Source organism: Janthinobacterium psychrotolerans (genome assembly GCF_001677885.1).
GTDB classification, from domain to species: domain Bacteria; phylum Pseudomonadota; class Gammaproteobacteria; order Burkholderiales; family Burkholderiaceae_D; genus Janthinobacterium; species Janthinobacterium psychrotolerans.
Window position 1 is genome coordinate 1 of sequence record NZ_LOCQ01000030.1, and the last position, 19132, is coordinate 19132.

17 protein-coding genes are annotated in these 19132 nt (G+C 63.7%); 8 read left to right on the plus strand and 9 right to left on the minus strand.

What is annotated here, in order from left to right; translation table 11 throughout:
- The coding region (locus ASR47_RS01000) for an IS1595 family transposase (protein WP_150127619.1) at positions 1 to 326 on the plus strand (326 nt) is incomplete at its 5' end.
- A 63-nt stretch (positions 327 to 389) separates the two neighbouring features.
- On the opposite strand, the gene ASR47_RS01005 is transcribed toward ASR47_RS01000, so the two are convergent.
- Entirely contained in the window at positions 390 to 2723 is a 2334-nt protein-coding gene (locus ASR47_RS01005; RefSeq protein ID WP_065305911.1) for a catecholate siderophore receptor Fiu, read from the minus strand.
- A 290-nt stretch (positions 2724 to 3013) separates the two neighbouring features.
- Between ASR47_RS01005 and nudC the strand changes: the two genes are divergently transcribed.
- Together nudC and folE are read left to right on the plus strand one after the other, a co-directional pair.
- A complete protein-coding gene (nudC, locus tag ASR47_RS01010) occupies positions 3014 to 3850 on the plus strand; it encodes an NAD(+) diphosphatase (protein ID WP_065305912.1) in 837 nt (278 codons plus the stop codon).
- Positions 3851 to 3924: 74 nt separating this feature from the next.
- The gene (folE, locus tag ASR47_RS01015) at positions 3925 to 4491 is read left to right on the plus strand and encodes a GTP cyclohydrolase I FolE (protein ID WP_065305913.1); all 567 of its coding nucleotides are present in this window, start codon (positions 3925 to 3927) and stop codon (positions 4489 to 4491) included.
- 51 nt (positions 4492 to 4542) lie between these two features.
- Here the strand turns inward: folE and ASR47_RS01020 are convergent, their stop codons facing one another.
- Positions 4543 to 5364: an AraC family transcriptional regulator gene (locus tag ASR47_RS01020; RefSeq protein ID WP_065305914.1), complete on the minus strand. Its 822-nt coding sequence runs from the start codon at positions 5362 to 5364 to the stop codon at positions 4543 to 4545.
- 165 nt (positions 5365 to 5529) lie between these two features.
- Here ASR47_RS01020 and ASR47_RS01025 point away from each other — a divergent pair, with 165 nt between their 5' ends.
- Positions 5530 to 5934 carry a hypothetical protein gene (locus ASR47_RS01025; RefSeq protein WP_065305936.1) on the plus strand — a complete coding sequence of 135 codons (405 nt, stop codon included), beginning with the start codon at positions 5530 to 5532 and terminating at the stop codon, positions 5932 to 5934.
- A 3-nt stretch (positions 5935 to 5937) separates the two neighbouring features.
- Here ASR47_RS01025 and ASR47_RS01030 read toward each other — a convergent pair whose 3' ends face one another.
- Complete coding sequence (locus tag ASR47_RS01030; RefSeq protein ID WP_065305915.1) at positions 5938 to 6303, minus strand: hypothetical protein; 366 nt, start codon at positions 6301 to 6303, stop codon at positions 5938 to 5940.
- A 271-nt stretch (positions 6304 to 6574) separates the two neighbouring features.
- Between ASR47_RS01030 and ASR47_RS01035 the strand changes: the two genes are divergently transcribed.
- A complete protein-coding gene (locus ASR47_RS01035; RefSeq protein WP_065305916.1) occupies positions 6575 to 8221 on the plus strand; it encodes a methyl-accepting chemotaxis protein in 1647 nt (548 codons plus the stop codon).
- Positions 8222 to 8238: 17 nt separating this feature from the next.
- Here the strand turns inward: ASR47_RS01035 and ASR47_RS01040 are convergent, their stop codons facing one another.
- Positions 8239 to 8652: a hypothetical protein gene (locus ASR47_RS01040; protein ID WP_065305917.1), complete on the minus strand. Its 414-nt coding sequence runs from the start codon at positions 8650 to 8652 to the stop codon at positions 8239 to 8241.
- A gap of 110 nt (positions 8653 to 8762) precedes the next feature.
- On the opposite strand from ASR47_RS01040, the gene ASR47_RS01045 reads away from it, so the two are divergent.
- Positions 8763 to 9461 carry a glutathione binding-like protein gene (locus tag ASR47_RS01045; protein ID WP_065305918.1) on the plus strand — a complete coding sequence of 233 codons (699 nt, stop codon included), beginning with the start codon at positions 8763 to 8765 and terminating at the stop codon, positions 9459 to 9461.
- Between the two features lie 12 nt (positions 9462 to 9473).
- On the opposite strand, the gene uraH is transcribed toward ASR47_RS01045, so the two are convergent.
- Both uraH and ASR47_RS01055 read right to left on the minus strand, forming a co-directional pair.
- Positions 9474 to 9872: a hydroxyisourate hydrolase gene (gene uraH / locus ASR47_RS01050; RefSeq protein ID WP_065305919.1), complete on the minus strand. Its 399-nt coding sequence runs from the start codon at positions 9870 to 9872 to the stop codon at positions 9474 to 9476.
- An 18-nt stretch (positions 9873 to 9890) separates the two neighbouring features.
- Positions 9891 to 10382, minus strand: a complete 492-nt coding sequence (locus tag ASR47_RS01055; RefSeq protein ID WP_065305920.1) for a GlcG/HbpS family heme-binding protein — start codon at positions 10380 to 10382, stop codon at positions 9891 to 9893.
- A gap of 141 nt (positions 10383 to 10523) precedes the next feature.
- On the opposite strand from ASR47_RS01055, the gene ASR47_RS01060 reads away from it, so the two are divergent.
- Together ASR47_RS01060 and ASR47_RS01065 are read left to right on the plus strand one after the other, a co-directional pair.
- Positions 10524 to 11207 (plus strand): heavy metal response regulator transcription factor, encoded by a 684-nt coding sequence (locus ASR47_RS01060; protein WP_065305921.1) that lies wholly within the window; start codon positions 10524 to 10526, stop codon positions 11205 to 11207.
- Positions 11204 to 12607, plus strand: coding sequence for a heavy metal sensor histidine kinase (locus ASR47_RS01065; RefSeq protein ID WP_065305922.1), 1404 nt, complete (start codon positions 11204 to 11206; stop codon positions 12605 to 12607). Before ASR47_RS01060 ends, ASR47_RS01065 begins: the two co-directional genes overlap by 4 nt.
- A gap of 125 nt (positions 12608 to 12732) precedes the next feature.
- Here ASR47_RS01065 and ASR47_RS01070 read toward each other — a convergent pair whose 3' ends face one another.
- The 3 genes from ASR47_RS01070 to ASR47_RS01080 all read right to left on the minus strand — a co-directional run bounded on the left by ASR47_RS01070 (position 12733) and on the right by ASR47_RS01080 (position 19025).
- On the minus strand, positions 12733 to 16071 hold the full coding sequence (locus tag ASR47_RS01070; RefSeq protein ID WP_245714222.1) for a DEAD/DEAH box helicase: 3339 nt from the start codon (positions 16069 to 16071) through the stop codon (positions 12733 to 12735).
- A gap of 174 nt (positions 16072 to 16245) precedes the next feature.
- A complete protein-coding gene (locus ASR47_RS01075; RefSeq protein ID WP_065305924.1) occupies positions 16246 to 17952 on the minus strand; it encodes a methyl-accepting chemotaxis protein in 1707 nt (568 codons plus the stop codon).
- A gap of 161 nt (positions 17953 to 18113) precedes the next feature.
- Complete coding sequence (locus ASR47_RS01080) at positions 18114 to 19025, minus strand: LysR family transcriptional regulator (RefSeq protein ID WP_065305925.1); 912 nt, start codon at positions 19023 to 19025, stop codon at positions 18114 to 18116.
- Between the last annotated feature and the right edge of the window lie 107 nt (positions 19026 to 19132).

Sequence of the window (19132 nt, forward strand, 5' to 3'; positions counted from 1 at the left end):
GCCTGCCGCCGGTGATCGACCGTGACATTTTATTGGTCAGCGATGGCCATCCTGCCTATCCCGCTTTTGCCAGGGAGATTGGCATCGAGCATGCGGCGGTCAACTTGCGCGCTGGCATCCGCGTGCGCGGCACGGTGCATGTGCAGAATGTCAACGCCTATCACAGCCGGCTGCGTGGCTGGCTGCGTGCGTTTCATGGCGTGGCCACGCGCTACCTGCCCAACTACCTGGGCTGGCGTTGGATCCTGGACGCCAAAAGAATATTGTCCCCCGAAAGCTTGCTCAGGGCCACTTTGGGGACGTTCCCACATTTGCTGGTGACATAGCCAAATAAAATGCCCCGCACTGGGCGGGGCATTCGGTGGAGCAGGTGTTATCTCAGGCACTCATCAGAACTTGATGTTGGCGCTCAGGCTGAACGAGCGTGGCTGGCCCGGGGTGTAGCGGAAGCCGCTCTTGTTGATCGCCGCCACATAGGTCTTGTCGGCCAGGTTGTAGGCGTTCAGCTGCAGGTCCAGGTTCTTGTTGACCGGATAGGTCGCCATGGCGTCGAAAACCCAGTAGGAGTCGATGCGGGCCGGGGTGCCGACGGCGCCATCGGTGCCGCGCAGCATTTCACCGACATAACGCGCGCCACCGCCGATTTTCAGGCCGAAGGGCAGGGTGTACGAGGTCCAGCTGGTGAACGCCTGTTTCGGCGTGTAGCTGAGGTTGTTGACGCCGCTGGCGGTCACCACGCGGCCCGATTTGACGCTGGTGTTCATGCGGGTGTAGCCAACGCTGACCAGCCAGTTATGCATCACTTCGCCCACCAGGCCCACTTCCACGCCTTGCACGCGCTTTTCACCGGTTTGATAGTAAATGGTCGGAATGACCGGATCCTGTTCCACTTCATTGGTGACCGTGGTCTGGTAGACGGCGGCCGACAGCGACAGTTTCTGTTTCAGGAAATCCCATTTGGTGCCGATTTCCTTGGTGGTGGTTTCCTGCGGATCGTACTTCGGATTCTGTGCGCTGTTGGCGCCTGCGCTGAGCGCAAAGTTGACGCCTGGCGGCGCTTTCGAGGTGGCCCACAGGGCATACACACTGCTGTCCGGTGTCGGTTTGTACATGGCCGAGATCTTGCCGTTGGCGAAGGTGTCGCTGAGCGTCAGATGGGTCGGGATCGGTGTGCCCACTGGCAATACCTGTACCTGGCCGCTGGCGACCGCCGTTTGCAGGGTGGTCGCATCATAGGTGGTATTGAAATGGTCGAAACGCACGCCGCCGTTGAACAGCCATTGCTCGCCGAACTTGATGGTGTCGAACACATACGCGCTTTGCGTATTGACTTCACCCTGGGTGTAGGCGCCGCTGCGCACCGGCTTGTAGCCGGTAACGGGGTCGCGCGGATTCGGGTTGTACAGATTGGCTGCGGCCAGGGTGCCCATGCTGGCGGCAACATAGCTGTAGTTGGTCTGCTTTTCGCTGGTAAATTCGGCGCCGGCCACCAGCGAGTGCTTCAGGGCCGCCGTGGCGAACTGCGCGCTCAGCACGGTCTGGTTGGTCAGGATGGTGTTTTCCTGGTCTTTGACGGTACGCAGCGAGCGCGCCATGGTCCAGGTGGCCGGATTGGCGGGCACTGGTGTTTGCAGGTTGGCGGTGTTGCCCATGAAGGCCGTCAGCAGATAGTCCTGGTCGGTCTTGCCGTAGCGCGTGGTGTTTTGCAGCTGCAGCGTCGGCGAGAAATCGTGGTCGATGCGCAAGGTGCCCATGTCGGCCTTGACCTTGTTGTAGTCCGCGGTGGAGCCGTAGAAATTCTTCGGATCGACCCTGGCCGCCGTGTTCAGGAAGGTGCGGATGGTCTTGTTGGTCAGCGTGATGGTATCGGGCGCGCTGTAGCCTGGCAGGCCGATGGTCGGTACGCCGCCATCGGGCACGTTGTCCTGGTCCACGTGCAAGTAGCTGGCCGTGACGCGCGTTGGCTTGCCGAGGCCGAAGGTGACGGTAGGCGCGATCGCCCAGCGCTTGTCGGTGACTTCATCGCGGGCAGGGTTGCCGCTGTCCTGGGTCATCATGTTCAGGCGGAAAGCCGTGCCGCTGTCGGCGTCGATCACGCGGTTCCAGTCGGCGGTGGCGCGTTTCTGCTTGCCGCTGCCGGCCGTCAGTATCGAATTGAAGGCGTTTTCCAGGCTGGCGGTCTTGCTGACCAGGTTGATCGAACCGGTAGGCGAACCACGGCCGCTGTCGGTGCCGGCCGGGCCTTTCAGCACGTCGATCTGTTCGATGTTGAACACGTCGCGCGAGATCGAGCCGACATCGCGCACGCCGTCCACATAAATGCTGCCGGAGGAATCGAAGCCGCGCATGTAGACCGCGTCGCCGGTATTGGTGTTGCCGTTCTCGCCAAGGAAGAAGGTACCCACGCCTGGCGTGTTGCGCAGGGCGTCGGTCAGCGTCAGCGCGCCTTGCTGTTCGATCAGTTCCTTCTTGATCACGACGATGGTTTGCGGCGTGTTGACCAGCGCTTCCGTGTACTTCGGCGACGATGCCTTGTTGGCCTTGAAGTCGTTTTCCTGGGTGCCAACGACGGTCACTTCGTTGAGCATCTGCTGCGATGCCGGTGCGTTCTGGCCGGCGGGATCCGCGGCCTGGGCTGCGACGGGCAGCAGCATCACGGCCAGGGCGGCGCCGACATGCTGGTTGAAGCGGGATTGGACGTGTTTGCGGCTCTTGATTGCCATCTTGCTCTTTCGTTGTGGTCAGGGGAGGTGGCGTCGCCTTGTGACGGGCGCAGGCACTGGGGTTGTAACAATGAGTGACATTGTAATAATTGCTCGCTATTCCGTAAATGAGAATCGTTATCAGTCTCGTTTACGTCGCGTTAACGCAACGTTTTTGGCGTGCTTTAAAAAAACGCCGTTATTTGCGCCGGGGCCTTGCAAACCCGCATTGCGTCGTGTTATTTCGCACGCTGCGTACGCGATCCTTGCACGGGAGTATGATGAAAGACCTCCCCACACTCCGGTGCAGCATGCTTGCCACTCCTCCTGCCTTTGTTCCCCTGATCGACTTTCCCGTGCCGGCGCCGTCGCCGGCCGAGACTCTGACCTTTCTCTTTCACCGTGGCCGCCTGCTGCTGCGCACGCAGGATCTGGCCTTGCCGTCCGCCGGCCAGGTCGCCGCGCTGGACGTCGACCTGACGCGCGCCCAGCCGGTGGGCCTGTGGCAGGGCCGCTATTGCCAGGCGCTCTGGTGTGACGACGAAGCCTTGCCCGACGCCAGCGTCGAGTGGCGCGGCCTGCGTTCGCTGTTCAATGTGCTCGACGATGGTTTTGTCGGCCTGGCCAGCCGCGCCGCGCAACTGGCCGAATGGGCGCGCAGCCACCACTATTGCGGCGTCTGCGCCACGCCGATGGTGCGCCTGCCGGGCGAGCGCTGCTTCAAATGCCTGGGCTGCGGCATGTTGGCCTATCCGCGCATTTCGCCAGCCATGATGGTGCTGATCCGCAAGGGCGACCAGGTGCTGCTGGCGCTGCACAAGCATTCGCCAAGCTATCGCTACAGTCCGCTGGCCGGCTTCCTGGAGGCGGGCGAATCGGTGGAAGAAGCCGTGCACCGCGAAGTGATGGAAGAGGTCGGCCTGAGGGTGCACAACCTGCGCTATTTCATGAGCCAGTCGTGGCCGTTTCCGCATTCGCTGATGCTGGCCTTTACGGCCGATTACCTCGATGGCGAGATCCGCCTCGATGAAAACGAGATTGCCGAAGCACGCTGGTTCGGCCCCGGCGACACCTGGCCCGAGGCCAGCTCCAGCGTCTCGATCTCGGCGCTGCTGGTGCAGGCCCACCGGCCGCCACAGCCAGAGTAAAAACAGGCACGTCAAGGCAGCTAGCCCAGTTTTCTATATACTGGCGGCAATTGAAAATTGGAGAAAGTTTGAGCATGGCACACGAAGAGTTCACCGAAGACGACTGGCGCCGCATGATTGCCAGCATAGGCGAAGATCCGCAACGCCCGGGCTTGCTGGAAACCCCGGCGCGCGTGACGAAAGCCTGGAAACACTGGACTTCGGGCTATGGTCAGGACCCGGTCGAATTGCTGAAAGCGTTTGAAGATGGCGCGGAACAGTACAACGAGCTGATCGTCGTGCGCGGCATTCCCGTCTACAGCCATTGCGAACACCACCTGGCGCCGTTCTTCGGCAAGGCCACCATCGGCTACGTGCCGAACGGCAAAATCGTCGGCCTGTCGAAACTGACGCGCCTGGTCGATTGCTTCTCCAAGCGCCTGCAGGTGCAGGAACGCATGACGATGCAGATCGCCAATGCGCTGATGGAAGTGCTGGAGCCGAAAGCAGTCGGCGTGGTCGTGCGCTGCCGCCACCTGTGCATGGAAAGCCGCGGCATCCGTACGCCCGGCGAAGAAACCGTGACCTCGGCCATGCTGGGCGAGCTGCAGCCGAACCTGGCGATGCGCACCGAGTTTCTGGCACTGGCGCGCGAAACCTGATTTTCGCTGTCGATGCTTGCAGAAGGCGGCGCGATGCCGCCTTTTTTGCCTCTATCGCCCGCGTTCGGCCAGATAGCGCGCTGGCGGCTTGCCGACCGCCTTGCGGAACATGGTGACAAAGCCACTGGTGTTTTCATAGCCCAGCGCCAGCGCCACCGCCTTCACGCTGTGGCCTTGCGCCAGGCGTTGCAGGGCGACAATCACATGCAGTTGCCGGCGCCAGCGGCCCACGCTCATGCCGATTTCCTGCAGCAGCAGGCGCGTCATGCTGCGCTCGCTCATGCCGATGCGGCTGGCCCATGCGGCCAATGGTGTCTTGTCGCCGGGGTTGGCCAGCAGCATCGCCGCCAGCCGGCGCAGGCGGCTGTCGCGCGGCATCGGCAGGTGCAGGTCTTGCACGGGCGCGCCCGCCAGTTCATCGAGCAGGGTTGCCACCAGCCGTTCCTGCGCACCGTCGAGCGCAGATGGCACGGGAAAGCCGGCCGCCTTGAAAATGAGCTCGCGCAGCAGCGGCGAGACGGCCACGGTGCAACATTCGGCGGGCAGTCGCGGCGCCTGTTCCATCTCGACGAACAGGCAATAACACTGCGCCTCGCCGGCGCCGCGCGCCGCATGCAGCAGGCCGCCCGGTATCCACACGGCGCACTGCGGCGGTACGATCCAGGCGCCACTTTCCACTTCACAATGAATCACCCCGCGCACGGCGTACAGCAGCTGCGCCTTGCGGTGCCGGTGCGGCGATTGCTCCCATTCGCTGCTGACATGTGCCGCACCTACCGCCAGCACGGGGCGCAGTATGCCATCGACGTCGATATCGATGGGTGCAAGGCCTGGCGACCCGGTCGGGGTGGCTGAAAAAAGCGGAATGGGCATGGTGTCAGGGATTGGCTGGATTGAATAATATTGTGGCCATTTTGTGCAATGACGTCCAGCAGCGCTTGCCGTATCGTGATGTTTTCCGCAGCCTCTTCAACGCCAGACAGCCGCCAGCTCTTGATGAAGGTGCGGGCGCCGGCCATCTACCTTGAAGGAGTCACCATGCTGATCGACAGTTCCACTTTCCCCCTCGTCTGGCTGCGGCGCGATGCCGGCGTGGGCAACGGCGATGCCCTGTACTCGGCGTTCGAACAATTGCTGGCGCGCCGGCAAGCATTTGTGCTGCTCGGCGATGCGCGATTCGACGAGGACGGCCATGAACATGCACAGGACGAACGCAAGCGCATGACATTGTGGATGAAGAAAAACAAGGCGGCGCTGCGCGCTTATGTCTGCGGCATGGTGCTGGTTGAGCCCAGCGCCGCCAAGCGCCTGGCAGGCAAGGCGTTTGCCGTGATGTTCGGCAAGTTCTGGGGCTACCCACTGCATTTCGGCGACAGCGGCGACGATGCGCTCGATATCGCGCGCAGCCTGCTGCAGGCCTGGCTGCCGCCCAGGGAGATATGAGTCCTAGTAGCGGTATTCGCTCACCAGGTGCTTGGTGAAATTATATTTGCTGCCGCCGTCGAGCAAATCGACCAGGCGTTTCGGCGCCGAGGCCGACATGAAGGCGTCGGCGGCGCCATCGGTGCTGCGAAATTTCATGCCGGGGCTGAGGATCTGGTTGGCGCCAACTTTCAAGTGCTGGAAGCTTTTGGTTTTCTCATTGTTGAGGATGAAGTGCAGTTCCTGCTTGAAGGTCAAAAACGGGATTTTCAGCCACCAGCCTTCGTCGGTGCCATAGTTGGCCACGCTGGCAAAATGCGTGTTCTTGTCCGTCAGCGCGGGTTTGCCCAGGCGGTCGTTGATGCGTTTCATGGCGTCGTTCTTGGTCATGCAGTTCTTTCTTGAACATCGTTTCGTGGGCAGTGCTGCAGACGCGCATTCTGCCACAGTTTCCTTCCCTCCCTCTGGCCGGCTGGCCAGCAACGCATTAACAACACTGGTAAAGAAACATTGCCTGATGGCATTGTAAATAAGGCCAGTTCAAGCGTATGCTGGAACATCTGATCGGCGCCGCCAGAGTGCCGGCGCCGCCGCATTCCATGTGTGGCATGGAAGCGGGGCAAACCCATGCCGCTGCAAAAAATACAAGTAGGAGACACGCATGAATAAACTGTCGTTCAAGCAGAAATTATGGATACCGCTGATTTGCAGCCTGCTGTGTATTGCGATTATCTTTGTCTATAACGCCTTCGAAGTGCGCAAGATCCGCATCGAGGAGCGCAGTGCCGACATCACCAACGCGGCCGACCTGGGCCTGGGCGCCGTCAAGATGTTCGGCGAACTGGCCGCCAGCGGCGCGTTGACCACCCAGGAAGCGCAAAAGCAGGCGCTGGCTGTGATCCGCAGCATGCGCTTTGGCGAAACCGGCTACCTGGCCGTCATCAACCACGAAGCCGTGGTGGTGATGAACCCGGCAGCGCCCAAGACCGACGGCAAGAACATGTCCGCTGTCCAGGATGCCAACGGCACCTATCTGTACCGCGACATCGTGGCCGTCGGCAAGAGCGACACCGGCAAGGGTTTTGTCCGCTATCATTTTCCCCGTCCGGGCCAGAAAGTGGCCGAACCCAAGCTCAGCCGCGTGGCCGCCTACAAGCCGTGGAACTGGAATATTGTCGTCGGCGTCTACATGGACGATATCGACTCCACCTTCCACCAGACCCTGCTGATGTCGCTGGGCCTGCTGGTGCTGGTCTGCCTGCTGCTTGGCAGCGTGGTGATGATGATCAACCGCAGCTTGCGCCATGCGCTGGGCGGCGACCCCGAATACGCGGCCGAGGTGGCGGCCAAGATCGCCGGCAACGACCTGAGCGTTGATGTGCGCACCCATGCCAAGGACCGCCACAGCGTGCTGTATGCGATGAAAACCATGCAGGCCAACCTGGCCGCCGCCATTGGTGAAATCCGCTACAGCGCCGAGACCATCGCCACGGCGTCGAGCGAAATTGCCAGCGGCAATATGGACTTGTCGGCGCGCACCGAAATGCAGGCCAGTTCGCTGGAAGAAACCGCCGCCTCGATGGAAGAGCTGACCTCGACCGTGACGCAAAACGCCGGCAACGCGGTGCAAGCCAACGAACTGGCGCAATCGGCCTCAGCCGTGGCGCGCGAGGGCGGCGCCGTGGTGGCGCAGGTGATCGGCACCATGGACACCATCAATGCCTCCTCGCGCAAGATCGTCGACATTATCGGCGTGATCGACGGCATCGCGTTCCAGACCAATATCCTGGCCCTGAATGCGGCCGTGGAAGCGGCCAGGGCCGGCGAGCAGGGCCGTGGTTTTGCGGTGGTGGCGTCGGAAGTGCGCAACCTGGCGCAGCGCTCGGCCGCCGCCGCCAAGGAGATCAAGGCCCTGATCGGCGCCTCGGTCGACAGCATCGCCGCCGGCAGCACGCTGGTGGCGCAGGCGGGCACGACGATGGATCAGGTGGTGGCCAGCGTCTCGCGCGTGACCGACATCATGGCCGACATCACGGCCGCCTCGCACGAGCAAAGCACCGGCATTGGCCATGTCAACCAGGCGATTTCGGAAATGGACTCGGTGACGCAGCAAAATGCGGCGCTGGTCGAGCAGGCGGCGGCCGCGGCCGGCAGCATGCAGGACCAGGCGGCCGTGCTGGCGCAACTGGTAGCGCGTTTCAAACTGACGGCGCAGGAAGGCCAGCAGGCAGGCGGCGCGCGCCTGGCGGCGCCTGCTTCGGCGACGAAACCGGCCAGGGCGCCGGTGCGCAAGCTGGCGCGCGCCTAGGTTTGTGGGGCCAGGTTCTATCGGGCTGGCGCCGCCGTAAACGTCAGCTCGTCATCGACGACCTCGAATTTGCCGACCGGCTGGCCCAGGTCGGCTTTCGGGTCGTTTTCCATTTCCACCAGGCTGTTGCAGGTCGTCGTTTCCGCCTGCCACAGCTGGTCGCCCATGCGGATATTCCACACGCCATCGCCGGCCGAAAACACCTCGACCTCTACCTCGTCGGCCGGTGTGTCGAGCGACAGGGTATGCCGGCGCTGGCATTGCGGCAGATTGGTCGCCATCAATTGCACTTCCACCGTGTCCTGCCAAAAATAGTTTTGCTGGCGGCGCACGGTCAGCGAGTGCTCCTGGCCATCGATCATGTAGATGGCGAAATCTTTGACACAGCCCGACAGCAGCAGGCATAGCGAGACGATCAGGAGTTTGCGCATGGTCGGCTTTCGGTGAGGGTTGTTTTCCGCTTACGTGGCATTATATCCATGCATACCCGTTGCGGCGCGACAATATGGGCGCCGCCGCCACCCCGACCTGAGAGGCAACGATGATCGATCTGTACTATTGGACCACGCCCAACGGGCACAAGGTAACGATGTTCCTGGAAGAAGCGGGCATCGCCTACAACATTATTCCCGTGCATATCGGCAAGGGTGAGCAGTTCGCGCCCGAATTCCTGGCCATCGCGCCGAACAACCGCATCCCCGCCATCGTCGACCAGGCGCCGCAAGACGGCGGCGCAGCCATCCCCCTGTTCGAATCGGGCGCCATCCTGCAATACCTGGCCGAGAAAAGCGGACAGTTCCTGCCATCCGACGTGCGTGGCCGCGCGGAAGTGATGCAATGGCTGTTCTGGCAGATGGGCGGCCTGGGGCCGATGGCCGGCCAGAACCACCATTTCGTGCAATACGCGCCCGAGCCGATCGAGTATGCGATCAACCGTTATGTGAACGAAACGAATCGCCTGTACGGCGTGCTCGACAAGCGCCTGGCCGACCGCGCCTATGTTGCCGGCGATACCTACACGATCGCCGACATGGCGATCTACCCGTGGATCGTGCCGCACCGGCGCCAGCGCCAGGATCTGGCCGAGTTTCCGCACCTGGCGCGCTGGTTTGCCGACATCGCCGCGCGTCCGGCAACCGTGCGCGCCTATGCCCGCGCGGCCGAGATCAATGTGCAGCCCACCGTCAGCGGCGACGCGAAAAGCGTGCTGTTCGGGCAGACCGCCAAGTCGCTGGGCTGATCAGTTGCCGCCTCAGTTGCCGCGATAGGTGGAAAAGCCGAAAGGACTGAGCAGCAGCGGAATATGGTAGTGCTGGTCGGTCTTTTCGACATGGAACTGCACCGGGATTTCCGGGAAAAACGTCTCCTGTTTCAGGCGCGCATAGTGTTCGCCCGTCTTGAACACGATGCGGTAGTCGCCGCGTTCGATGGCTTTGTCGGCCGGATACATTTCCGCGATGCGCCCCTGGGCATTGGTCACGCCGCTGGCCAATTGCCGCCAGTCATTGCCCGTTTTTTGCTCCAGCGTGACCGTCACGCCCTGCGTCGGCGTGCCGCTTTGCAGGTCGAGGATGTGCACGCTGAGCGGATTGGCGGCCAGGGCGGCGGTGGACAGGCTGGCGATGGCCAGTGCAAGGATCAGTCGTTTCATGGTATTTCCTTTATTAAATTAAATGGCTGGGTCGAGTTCGGGTACGGCGCCAATTGCCGCCTGCGCACAGGCGCGGTCCTGCGGGGCGCCGCCACCGCCGGCCACGCCTATCGCGCCGACGATGTTGCCCTTCGCCGTCAAGGGCAGGCCGCCGCCCAGCAGCAACAGTTCCGGCAGGGTGGTCAGGTTGGCGGCGTCAATATTGGCGCGCGCATTGCTGGCCAGCAGCTGCGTATCGGTCCTGGTCGACAGGGCGGTGTAGGCCTTGCGCCGGCTCGCTTCCGTGTTGTGCGGCCCGACGCCATCGGCGCGCTGCACGCTGACGATATTGCCGCCACGGTCGAGTACGGTCACGACGATGGACTTGCCCTTCGCCTGGCAGGCGGCCATGGCGGCGCCGCTCAGTTTCTGGGCCGCCGCCAGCGTCAGGTCGCTGACTTGTTGCAATTGCGCCTGGGCCGGGCCGGCAAGCAATCCCAGCAGGCTGCCGGCGATGAATAGCTGTTTCATGCGTTGCTCCATGCAAAGTGAAGACGCCAGTATGGCCAGCGCTGCCCTACGCGAAGATGATGGCCGCATGACATTTTTATCATCCGCAGGCCACGCCGCCGGGCGTAGAATGTTCCATCCCCATTATGAAAGCCGCCCTCCATGCGTATCCTGGTGATCGAAGACGAACCGAAGACCGGCGACTATCTATTGCGCGGCCTGGGCGAGGCCGGCTTTGTGGTCAGCCTGGCGCGCAATGGCCGCGACGGCCTGCAGATGGCCGCCGAGGGCGGCTTTGACCTGGTCGTGCTCGACGTCATGCTGCCCATCATGGACGGCTGGCAGGTGCTGCGTTCCTTGCGGCTGCAGGAAGGCGGGGCCGATATCCCCGTGATTTTCCTCACCGCCCGCGACGAGGTGCAAGACCGCGTCAAGGGCCTGGAACTGGGCGCCGACGATTACCTGGTGAAACCGTTCGCGTTTGCCGAACTGGTGGCGCGCATCCGCACCCTGTTGCGGCGCGGCCCGCCGCGCGAAGACGACGTGATCCGCATCGGCGACATGGAAATCGACGTCATGAAACGCAAGGTCAGCCGGCAAGGCCAGCGCATCACCCTGACGGCGAAAGAATTCGGCCTGCTGCACCTGCTGGCGCGGCGCCAGGGCGAAGTGCTGTCGCGTTCCATCATCGCCTCGCAAGTGTGGGACATCAATTTCGAGAGCGACACCAATGTGATCGACGCGGCCATCCGCCGCCTGCGCAGCAAGCTCGACGACCCGTTCGAACCCAAGCTCATCCATACCCTGCGCGGCATGGGCTATGTCTGCGAACTCAGGGCGCCATGAAGCTGGCCGGCGCAAGCCATTCCCTGACCCTGCGCGTGACGATGGTGTTCGTGCTGATCGTCGCGCTGCTGTCGGCCGGGCTGGGGGTCCATTTGTACCGCTCCTTCGTGGCCGAAATCGAGCGCCGCGACGATATCCTGTTGCTGGGCAAACTGCGGCAGATCCAGCAGCTGCTGGGCAATGCGGGCACGCTGGACATTATCCGCGAGCGGCCGCAGTATTTCCGCGACACCATGAGCGGCCAGGAAAACTCGCTGGTGCGCATCGTGCGCGCCGACGGCACGCGCCTGATCGACGTCAATCCGCACGGCGAAACCTTGCCGATGCCGACACCGGTGGCGGTCGACGCGCCGGCGGGCAGCGGCGCCATCCACGGCTGGACCAGCCGCGACGGCTATCCGGCCCGCGTGGTGGCGGCCAGCGCGCGCATCGGCCAGCCGGCGCAGATGGCCGATATCACGATCGCCAGGGTGTATGGCGACCGCAGCGCCATGTTTGCCGCCTACCGCTGGCAGATCGTCATCTCGGTGGCCGTCAGCGCGCTGGTGGCGGCGATATTGGCCAGCGCCATGCTGCTGCGCGGCCTGCGTCCCTTGCGCGCGATCGCCGCGCATGCGGCACTGGTGCGGCCCGGCAAGCTGGAGCAGCAGCTCGACGCGCGCGGCGCGCCGACCGAATTATTACCGCTGATCCACGCCCTGAACGCCATGCTGGCGCGGCTGCAGGAAGGCTATGCGCGCCTGTCGCAGTTTTCCGCCGACCTGGCGCATGAATTCCGTACGCCGGTGACCAACTTGCTGGGGCAAAGCCAGGTGATGCTGGCCCGCCCGCGCAGCAGCGGGGAGTATGAACAACTGGTGTCGTCCAACGTCGAGGAACTGGAACGCTTGTCGCGCATGATCGACAGCATGCTGTTTCTGGCGCGCGCGCAGCAGGAAGAGATGGTGCTGGTCAAGCAGGCCTTGCCGGTGCAGGACGAATTTTTGCGCCTGGCCGATTTTTTCGAAGGCCTGGCCGAAGAACGCGCGCTGGCGCTGGCCTGCCACGGCAGCGGCGAGGTAGCTGCCGAGCCGCAACTGCTGCGCCGCGCGCTCGGCAACCTGTTGTCGAACGCGATACGCCACGCGGCCCCAGGTTCAACCGTCGTGCTGCGCGCGCAGGCGACGCCACAGGGCATGGAATTGAGCGTGAGCAACCTGGGGCCGGCGATTCCCGCCGAGCACCTGCCGCACCTGTTCGAACGCTTCTACCGCGCCGACCCGGCGCGCAGCGATTCGGCCGCTTCCACCGGCCTCGGCCTGGCGATCGTCACCGCCATCATGCAGCTGCATGGCGGCAGCGCCGGCGTGGCGTCGGATGCCGCGGCCACCACGTTTACATTGCAATTTCCTATTGCTTGAACCAACATCGTAGGTCGGATTAGCGAGGCTTTGCCTCGCGTAATCCGACAACACCGTTGGCGCCAACAATGTTGTCGGATTACGGTCCTGCGGACCTAATCCGACCTACGGTACAACGTCATGGATTACCCCATCTCCGCCAAAAACTCATGCATTCCCGTATGCGCCAGCTGCGCGCAGGCCGGCGCGAAATGCGGCAATTGGCCCCAGACCAGCGGGTTGCCGACGATATACACGTAATGCTGGGCCCGCGTCAGCGCCACGTTGAGCAGGTTCGGCGTGCTGGCCGCCCATTGCGCGGCGCCGGCCGTGCTGTCGTCGGCGCCCAGAATCAGCATCACCACGCCTTGCTCCTTGCCCTGGAAGGTGTGCACGGTGCCGACCATCTGGCCGGCCCATAGCCGCAGTTCACGCGGCGTGGGCGCCTTGCCGTAGCCGAGGCGGCGGTCCCAGTCCAGCTCGACGATGCGCTTGCGCAATTCGTTGCGCACGGCCTTGAACGGCGTGATCAGGTACAGCGAGGGCAGCTTGCCGTCGCGGCGATAGAGTTTCAGCAATACCTCCAGCACGAAATCGAGCTGCAGCGGCACCACCTGCTTGTAGCTGACGGCGGCGGCGGCGTCGATCCAGCGGCTCGGGCCGCGCGTCAGGCCACGGCTGGCGGCCGGCGGCGTCGTGTCACCGAGGCCATACACCATCTTGCCTTCATAGGCGATGGCGTTGGCCAGCGAGAACATCGGCTCGACGCAGCGGCGGTGCACGCGCAAGGGGCTGCCGATCCACAGCGGCTGCGGACCGCTGGCGCCGACCAGCGCGCCATAGCGGTTGGCCTTGTCGGCCAGGGTTTGCACCGAAACATTGCTCGGCGCATAGCTGCCGTCCTGGGTGTGCTCGGACAGGGCCGACAAGCCGTGCACCAGGCGCGGCGGCACGGTGAACACTGGTTCGATCTGCAGCGGGTCGCCGACCACCACCGCGCGCCTGGCGCGCCACAGGCTGCCAACCGCCGCCTGCGGCACGGCCTGGCCCGCTTCATCGATAAACAGCCAGCCCAGAGACTCCGCGCCCATGCCCTGGAACTGGCGCGCGAACGAGGCAAACGTGGTCGAGACCACCGGCACCACCATGAACAGGCTCTGCCACACCATGGCGATATGCGACTGGTCGTAGGCGCGCTTGTTTTTCAGCAGTTTCGAGACCGCCAGCAAGTTGCCGCCAAAGCCGGGGCCGCCTTTCCTGGCCACTTCGGCCAGCCACGCTTCGTGCAGCGCCAGCGCCTTGGCAAACAGGCGCGAGCGCAAGCGCGCCAGCGCCGGCTCGTGCCACAGCCCTTTGAGCTGCAAGTCGTCGCCGTCGAGTTCCTGCAAGGTGGCCGGCGCGGCGATGGTGGGGAAGCGCAGGCGCGCGCGGCGCAGCATCTCCGTGCTGTCGTCCCACTCGCGTTCGCGCGACTGCTGCGTGCGCAGCGCCACATGCAGGCTGTTGCGGGCCCGTTCGCAGCGCGGCTCCAGCTCGCCTTTGAGCAGCAGCTTGATGGCCGACACATCGCGCGCGGCCTGGCGCTGCGCTTCGGCGTTGGCCAGCACGGCCTCCTTGTAGGCGCGCGCCGGCGCGGTGCGGAACAGGCGGGCAAAAAAGCCCGGTTCGGTCAAGGCCACCACACGTTCTTCTTCCAGCAATTCCTTCTTGCTGGCCAACAGGGTGTCTTGCTGGGCCATGGCGCTGGCCAGCGCCGCGTTGGCCGCTTCCATCTCGACCTCGGCCGCTTGCAGGGTTGCCACGCTGGCCTGCAGGAATTCCTGCTCGCTGCAGGTGCCCACCGCCTGCCACAGGGCGGCGTATTGCGCCTGCTCGGCCAGCGCTTTTTCCACCACGTGTTCGGTCTCGCGGAACTCGCGCGCGGCCTGGGCAAAGCCGACGCCCTGGTAGCTGGTCAGCCACTGGCGGATGTTCTGCGCGTTCGGCGTCTTGCGCGGCGTGCTCTTGTCCCAGTCGTCATCATAGAAATTGCTGACGAAGCGGCGCCGGTTGCTGCTGTTGCCGAGCGCACAGGAAATCATGCCCCACGGCGTTTCCTCCTCGGCCAGCAGGCGGTTGGCGCCATTGCCGTCGGCCGCCACGCGGCGCGCCACGCTGTCGAGGTAGCGCGTGCGCGCCCATTCCTTGCCCAGCTGTTTCGGTTTTGGCAAATCGGCGGAAATATTTTCCACCGCCGCATTGTTCGACGAGGCCACCACCATTTCAAAGCCCGTCAGTTCGGGCCGCAGGCGGGCGATCGTGATCGGGTCGCGCACGCCTTCGAAGGCCACCGCCACCTTGCCGATAAAGGCGTCGGCGGCGCGGTCCAGGCAGGCCAGCACGCTGGCGCGGCGCACGATATTGTCGGCGAACAGCTCGCGCAGCAAGGTGGTCTTGCCGGTGCCCGGCGGGCCGTTGACGGAAAAGATGCCGCGATCCGCCAGCCCCGTGCGCGCGCCATGGATGGCGAACTGCTGCATCAGGCTCATGGCGTAGCTGGCGTCTTCCAGCCAGTGGCCGCGGTGCATATTGGCCGGGTTCAGCATGGCGGCCAGCGCCTGGCGTCCGGCCGGGCTGTACAGGTCGATGCGCTCGGCCTGGGCCAGCGGCGTCAGGTAGGCGGCCAGGGTGGCCGGTACTTTGCCGCCGCGCAAGGCGCGGATGATCTGTTCCAGGTCGTCCAGGTAAAAGCTGTTCAGGATATCGACCGATGGCTCGACCGGATCGCCGAAATCGAGCACGCGGTTTTGCACCGCCTCGACGCCAGGCAACAGCGCTTCCTTCGGCGGGCGTTTCTTGCGCGTGCGAATTTCCAGCACCGCCAGCGGCTGCGCCGACGAGGGCTGGAAATGCGCCCAGTCAATAAACAGATGGGCCAGCGCGGCGATTTCCATGCCCGACAGCGGCGAGGCCACATGGCCTGCCTCGTCCGTCACGGTGGCCGGCGTGCGTGCGGCGGCAAAGTTGCGCAGGCTGTCCTGCAGCGCCAGCTGGCTGTCGCTCCAGGCGTCCAGGTTCAGGCCGGCCATGTCGGCCGTGCGCGGGCGGCCCAGCGCCCATGGCAGGGTCGACACCGACACCTGGTCGAATTGCGGTTCGCCCAGGGCATTGAGGCTGACGCGGGCAAAGCATGAGCGGCCGGACAGTTCCGTCTTTTCCGCTTCGGCGATGCTCTCGGCAGTGCCGGCCGGCAACATCTTGCCGATTTCGGCCTTGTCGAACACGCCCAGGAACAGCGAAAAGCCGTCGATCTCGCGGTCGGAGGCGACCGGCAATTGCATAAAACTGTGCGGCGACCATTGCGCCAGCTGTTCACGATGAAGGAGACGCACGGTGGACGGGTCTTCTACTTCCGTGATTTGATTCAGGTCAAACGGTATAAAGAATTCGATCTTGTGCCAATACTCCAGGATAGCCAGGAGGCGCTGCTGTTCTGCCTGATTCATGATGACCAATATTTTGTAAAGCGAGCGGCGATTGTAAAGCGTATGCGCGGTGCGTGTTTTACGGTTTCGTGCATTTGCGCCGTCCGATCGCAAAAAAAAACGTTGTCCTGGACGAAAAAAAGCCAGGCGGAAACTTCTTGCCTGGCTTTTCATGCAGCAGTGGGGCGCAGTCGCTTAAAACTCTTCCCACTCGCTGTCTTTGGCCGGCGCCGGCGCGGCGGCGCCATTCGCCACCGCCTTGCGCTGCGGGCGCTGCAATGGCGCGCGTGCCGGCGCAGGCGCTGCCTTTGCCGGTGCACGGCTGCGCACGGCGGCCAGCTTCGGCGCCGCCACCGCCTGGCCGGTCTTGAAGAAACCCACCACATGGGCCAGTTCGCCAGCCTGCTGCTGCATGCTTTGCGAGGCGGCCGCCGCTTGTTCGACCAGCGCCGCGTTTTGCTGCGTCACCTCATCCATCTGCGCGATGGCCATGTTGATCTGCTCGATGCCCAGCGTCTGCTCGTGGGTGGCCGAGGTGATTTCGCCCATGATGTCGGTCACGCGCACGATGCTGTCGACGATGTCGCCCATGGTCTGGCCCGCTTCATTGACGAGGCGCGAGCCGGTGTCCACGTTGGCCACCGAGGCGGCGATCAGTTCCTTGATTTCCCTGGCCGCGCCGGCGCTGCGCTGGGCCAGGTTGCGCACTTCGCTGGCCACCACGGCAAAGCCGCGGCCCTGCTCGCCGGCGCGCGCCGCTTCCACCGCCGCATTCAACGCCAAAATATTCGTCTGGAAGGCGATGCCGTCGATCACACCGATGATATCGACGATTTTCTTCGACGACGCATTGATGGTGCCCATGGTGTCGACCACCTGCGAGACGATATTGCCGCCGCGCACAGCCACTTCCGACGCGCTTTGCGCCAGCTGGTTGGCCTGGCGCGCATTGTCGGCGTTCTGTTTCACGGTCGAGGTCAGCTCTTCCATGGCCGAGGCGGTTTCCTCCAGCGAACTGGCTTGCTCTTCCGTGCGCGACGACAGGTCGAGGTTGCCGGCGGCAATTTCGCTCGACGCCGTGGCGATCGCATCCGTGCCGTGGCGCACTTGTCCCACCACATCGAGCAGGCCGTCGTTCATGGCTTTCAGGGCGCCCAGCAGGCGGCCCGTTTCATCGCCGGAATTGACGATGATCTGCGACGACAAGTCGCCCGAGGCCACCGTTTCGGCCACGCCGACGGCCGCATTGATGGGCCGGGTGATCGAACGCGTGATGACCCACGCCACGACAACGCCCAGCAGCAGCGCCACGCAGCCCAGGCCCAGCATATAGGCTTGCGCCTTTTCGCTGAGCGCCTCGGCGTCATCGGCCGCCTGCGTGGCCTGCTGCGCTTCATAGGCCAGCAAGCTGTCGAGCGTGGCCAGCACATTGTTCAGGCGGGGCGCCGCCTGCTGGGTCAAAACGGTGATGGCTTCCTCGGTCTGGCCCGCCTTGCGCAGTTCCACCACCTTGTTGTTCATCGGCGCGCCGGCTTTCAGCGCCGCGTCGAGCTGCGACATCAGGGCCGCTTCCTTGTCGGTCGAGATCATCTTTTGCAGCACTTCCTTGGCCGCGCCATATTTCTTGCGCGCGTCGCCGATCTTGCCCAGTTGCTCCTGCATCAGCGCATCCGTCGGCGCCACCACCACGCTGGTGATCGCCAGCGTAATGCTGCGCACGTTGTCGCTCATGGTGTTGGCGGCCGCCATCTTGACGTTCTTGTCGGCCACGATATCGTGGATGCGCGCGCTCAGTTGCGTCATGGAAAACAGGCCGACCAGCAGCACGGCCACCAGCAGGCCGAGCACGACGGCAAAGCCGATGCCGAGACGGGTGCCGATTCGAAATTGTGTGAGTGACATGATTGCTTTCGTGTGTACGGAGAAATTAAAGCTCAGGCCGCTACGTAGTAACCCGTAGCGCGGCTGTCATTGTTCCTCAAAATTCCACACGGCAATATAGATAACTGTATCAAGTTACAAAAAAAGCAGCTTCTGAAACAAGTTGTCGTACAGAAACAACGTCACATGGACGGCAAGCGATCTGGGCTGTCAGGAAACAGATTTGCTACCAGAAAATCAATAAAAACGCGCAGTTTCGGCGACATGTTCCGGCTGCCTGGCCACAAGATATGGAACGGCGCCGCATGCTGCGTATGCGCCGGCAACACCAGTTGCAAGCGGCCCGCCTGGCGCGCGGCGCGGGCGGCAAAGTCGGGCAGGGCGGCAATGCCCAGGCCGCTTTCGGCAAAGTGCAGCAGGGTATCCACGCTGTTGCAGCTGAGGCTGGCGGGCAGGCCGGCCGCCAGCAAGGCGTTCCAGTCCGCCAGCGGCCAGGCTTCGATCTTGCCGCTGCTGGGAAATTTGTACAGCAGGCAGTTGTGCCGCGCCAGGTCGCCGGGCAAGGCTGGGGCGCCATGTTGGGCCAGGTAGGCGGGCGCGGCCACCAGCTGCAAATGAAACTGGCCCAGCCGCCGGCTCATCAAACGGCTGTCGGTGCTGTCGCCGGCGCGCACCACGGCGTCATAGCCTTCGTCGATCAGGTCCACGCGGCGGTTGCTGAAATCGAGATCGAGCTCCACCAGCGGCCAGGCGCGCGCAAACGCGGCCAGCACCGGGTTGAGCAGCTCGCCCACCAGCGGCATGCTGACGCGCAGCCGCCCGCGCGGCGCGCTCTTGCTGCTCGACAGTTCCAGTTCGGCCGCCTCGACTTCACCGAGGATGCGCCGGCAGCGTTCCAAAAAAATCGTCCCTTCGCTGGTCAGCGCGATGCTGCGCGTGCTGCGGTGAAACAGGCGCACGCCCAGGCGCTGTTCCAGCCGCGCAATGCTCTTGCCGACAGCCGACGCCGAAATACCCAGTGCGCGGCCCGCCGCCACGAAACTGCGCGTATCGGCCGCCTGCACAAAGGCCGTCAAACCTGCCAGATTGTCCATGGTGCTCCTTCGATTGCGGACGCCAACGTCCGCTCAGACAGAAACTATAGCCTGTTTTTCTTTGATGCCGGCCGCCTTACGCTGGGCCTTTCCCTTTGAAAGGCTGA

Bases quoted from the DNA above. Each gene is read 5' to 3' on its own strand.
- ASR47_RS01075 (WP_065305924.1), bottom strand. From the start codon at position 17,952: ATGTCACTCACACAATTTCGAATCGGCACCCGTCTCGGCATCGGCTTT.
- ASR47_RS01070 (WP_245714222.1), bottom strand. From the start codon at position 16,071: ATGAATCAGGCAGAACAGCAGCGCCTCCTGGCTATCCTGGAGTATTGG.
- ASR47_RS01020 (WP_065305914.1), bottom strand. From the start codon at position 5,364: ATGCCCATTCCGCTTTTTTCAGCCACCCCGACCGGGTCGCCAGGCCTT.
- ASR47_RS01065 (WP_065305922.1), top strand. From the start codon at position 11,204: ATGAAGCTGGCCGGCGCAAGCCATTCCCTGACCCTGCGCGTGACGATG.
- ASR47_RS01035 (WP_065305916.1), top strand. From the start codon at position 6,575: ATGAATAAACTGTCGTTCAAGCAGAAATTATGGATACCGCTGATTTGC.
- folE (WP_065305913.1), top strand. From the start codon at position 3,925: ATGGCACACGAAGAGTTCACCGAAGACGACTGGCGCCGCATGATTGCC.
- ASR47_RS01005 (WP_065305911.1), bottom strand. From the start codon at position 2,723: ATGGCAATCAAGAGCCGCAAACACGTCCAATCCCGCTTCAACCAGCAT.
- ASR47_RS01055 (WP_065305920.1), bottom strand. From the start codon at position 10,382: ATGAAACAGCTATTCATCGCCGGCAGCCTGCTGGGATTGCTTGCCGGC.
- uraH (WP_065305919.1), bottom strand. From the start codon at position 9,872: ATGAAACGACTGATCCTTGCACTGGCCATCGCCAGCCTGTCCACCGCC.
- ASR47_RS01040 (WP_065305917.1), bottom strand. From the start codon at position 8,652: ATGCGCAAACTCCTGATCGTCTCGCTATGCCTGCTGCTGTCGGGCTGT.
- ASR47_RS01045 (WP_065305918.1), top strand. From the start codon at position 8,763: ATGATCGATCTGTACTATTGGACCACGCCCAACGGGCACAAGGTAACG.
- ASR47_RS01080 (WP_065305925.1), bottom strand. From the start codon at position 19,025: ATGGACAATCTGGCAGGTTTGACGGCCTTTGTGCAGGCGGCCGATACG.
- nudC (WP_065305912.1), top strand. From the start codon at position 3,014: ATGCTTGCCACTCCTCCTGCCTTTGTTCCCCTGATCGACTTTCCCGTG.
- ASR47_RS01030 (WP_065305915.1), bottom strand. From the start codon at position 6,303: ATGACCAAGAACGACGCCATGAAACGCATCAACGACCGCCTGGGCAAA.
- ASR47_RS01025 (WP_065305936.1), top strand. From the start codon at position 5,530: ATGCTGATCGACAGTTCCACTTTCCCCCTCGTCTGGCTGCGGCGCGAT.
- ASR47_RS01060 (WP_065305921.1), top strand. From the start codon at position 10,524: ATGCGTATCCTGGTGATCGAAGACGAACCGAAGACCGGCGACTATCTA.